A 2,515-nucleotide genomic window follows, 5' to 3' on the forward strand; every position below is an offset into this window, starting at 1 on the left:
CTCGATCGGGTCGCCCAGGGCGGTGCCGGTGCCGTGCGCCTCGACGTAGCCGATGGTCTCCGGAGCGGCGTCGGCGACGTCCTGGGCGTCGGCGATGACGGCGGCCTGCCCGGAGATGCTGGGCGCGGTGTAACCGGTCTTGGCGGAGCCGTCGTTGTTGACGGCCGAGCCCTTGACGACGGCGTGGATCCAGTCGCCGTCGGCGACGGCGTCCTTCAGCCGCTTGAGGACGACCACTCCGGCGCCGCTGCCGATCACGGTGCCGCGGGCCTCGGCGTCGAAGGCGCGGCAGTGGCCGTCGGGCGAGAAGATCATGCCTTCCTGGTACTGGTAGCCCCGGCCCGGCGGGTTGAGGTGGACCGCGCCGACCAGGGCCATGTCGCACTCGCCGCCGAGCAGGGCGAGGCAGGCGGTGTGCAGGGCGACCAGAGAGGTCGAGCAGGCGGTGTTGATGTTGACGGCTGGACCGGTCAGGTTGAGCTTGTAGGACACCCGGGTGGCGAGGAAGTCCTTGTCGTTGGCGAGCATCAGCCGGTACTGGTCCACGGATGAGGCGGCCCGGTAGCGCTCGCCCAGGTTGTGCAGCAGGTAGGTGTTCATGCCGGCACCCGCGTAGACGCCGACCTGGGCGTCGGTGCGTCCGGGGTCGTAGCCTGCCCGCTCCAGGGCCTCCAGGGCGCACTCCAGGAACACCCGGTGCTGCGGGTCGAGGATCTCGGCCTCGTCCTGGGTGAACTGGAAGAGCCCGGAGTCGAACAGGTCGGTGCCGGGGACGGTCTGGGCGGCCTTCACATAGCGCGGGTCGGCCAGCCGGGCGGCGGACACGCCTGCGGCGAGGAGTTCCTCGTCGGTGTACCGGGTCAGCGTCTCGCGGCCTTCGCTGAGCACGTCCCAGAAGCGCTCGACGGAATCGGCGCCCGGGAAGCGGCAGGCCATGCCGATGATGGCGACGTCGGAGTCGGAAAGCGTCATGGTGCTGGTTCTCCTGCTCTCGTGGGTCAGCTCAGCCGTATGCCGAGGTCGGCGGCGACGGATCGCATGTCGAGGAAGCTGCGGGCGACGAAGCGGGCGGCGTCCTCGGAGGCGTCCATGCGCTGGAACAGGTCGACGAGGCTGCGCTCGTGCTCGTCGCGGTCGCCCTCCCCCGCCGCGATCTCCTTGACGACCCTGCCGAGGCGGTCCTCCACGTCGGCGAGGTCGAGCGAACGGGGGAACCTGATGCTGAAGGTGTTGCGGTCGTAGGAGGCGTTGCGTTTGACGGACCGCACGTGGCTGGACGCGTTGAGCTTGTAGAACATGCAGTCGAAGTTCGTGAACGAGTAGTAGTTCAGCAGCGGGAACAGCGTGCAGTGGGTCTCCATCGGCGAGGACTGGTAGAGGCCCTTGGCGCGCAGTTCCTCGACGATGCGGTCGGGGTCGTACTCGTGCCGCATGGCGATGAACGGGAAGACGATCTTCGGCAGGTTCTCGTCGTCGTCGAAGAGGAGTTCCTCCAGCTGCCCGCCGAAGAGCGTGTCGACGAGCCGCTCACCGAACGTCTTGTAGAAGTCGCGCACGATCTCCCGGACGTTGGACTCCATGGTGAGGATCTGCTGAGGGTCGGCGCACAGGGCGATGTAGGGGATCTTCTGCCGGTAGGCCATGAGGATCGCCCGCAGTACGAAGAAGGTGCGGCAGGAGACGCAGGGCAGCTTCTCGTCGAGGTACTTGCCGGGCTTCTTCGGCGCGGGGCGGTTGAACACCTCGCGCATCATCAGCTTGATGTTGTCGTCGTCGGCGTCGAGGACGAACGTCGCCGGGATCTTCTCCCGGGCCAGCGCGATGTTCTGGGCGGCGTGCACGCTCTCGAAGGGCACGTCGAAGGTGAAGGCCAGCACCCGCTTGCCGTACTCGTCGGCGAACTTGTCCAGCATGTACGTGCTGTCCTTGCCGCCGCTGTACATGAAAAGGCAGTCGTACTCGCCGGTGCTCGGCGGCGCCTGCTGGAACTCGGTGAACACCTCGCTGGTGTAGCGGTAGTTGACGAGCAGCTCCTCGGCGAAGTCCAGGTTGCACAGGTTGCACACCCCTTGGTCGTCGAGGACCACTCCCGGATGGCCGGCTTTGAGCGAGCAGACCTGGCAACTGGACACGGAACCCCCTGGCGAGACGGACGGATCGGGCTGTGTGGTGGCGAAGTCGTGTCGGCCGGTCATGAGCGCCGCCCCCTGCGGTCGCGGCGGCGGGCGAGCGCCGCCGTGTCCCGTGAGCGCCGGGGCCGGGGCACGGCGGGCTCGGCCGGGCCGTCGGCGTCGGCGACACGGGCGGCCATGGCCCGTACGGTCGGACGGCCGAACATGTCGAGACGGGTGACCTGGAGGCCGAGCCGCTCACGCAGGGCCGCCACCACGGACGTCAGGCGCAGCGAATCACCGCCGACGTCGAAGAAGTTGTCCTCGGCACCGACCCACTCCAGGCCGAGCGCTTCGCACCAGACACCGGCGATGCGCCGCTCCAGGTCGGTGCGGATACCGGC

General features: G+C 68.4%; 3 protein-coding genes. All 3 read right to left on the reverse strand.

Annotated elements, in window-relative coordinates; all coding sequences use genetic code 11:
• Window positions 1-972 (reverse strand): beta-ketoacyl synthase N-terminal-like domain-containing protein (locus tag IH13_RS0136040; protein WP_031091368.1); only part of this gene is annotated, 972 nt, incomplete at its 3' end.
• A 26-nt stretch (window positions 973-998) separates the two neighbouring features.
• Window positions 999-2,195: an adenine nucleotide alpha hydrolase family protein gene (locus IH13_RS0136045; RefSeq protein WP_234433517.1), complete on the reverse strand. Its 1,197-nt coding sequence runs from the start codon at window positions 2,193-2,195 to the stop codon at window positions 999-1,001.
• On the reverse strand, window positions 2,192-2,515 hold a 324-nt coding region (locus IH13_RS0136050; protein WP_031091374.1), incomplete at its 5' end, for a phosphopantetheine-binding protein. The genes IH13_RS0136045 and IH13_RS0136050, both read right to left, overlap by 4 nt.

It is taken from the genome of Streptomyces sp. NRRL WC-3549 (assembly GCF_000721935.1).
GTDB lineage: Bacteria > Actinomycetota > Actinomycetes > Streptomycetales > Streptomycetaceae > Streptomyces.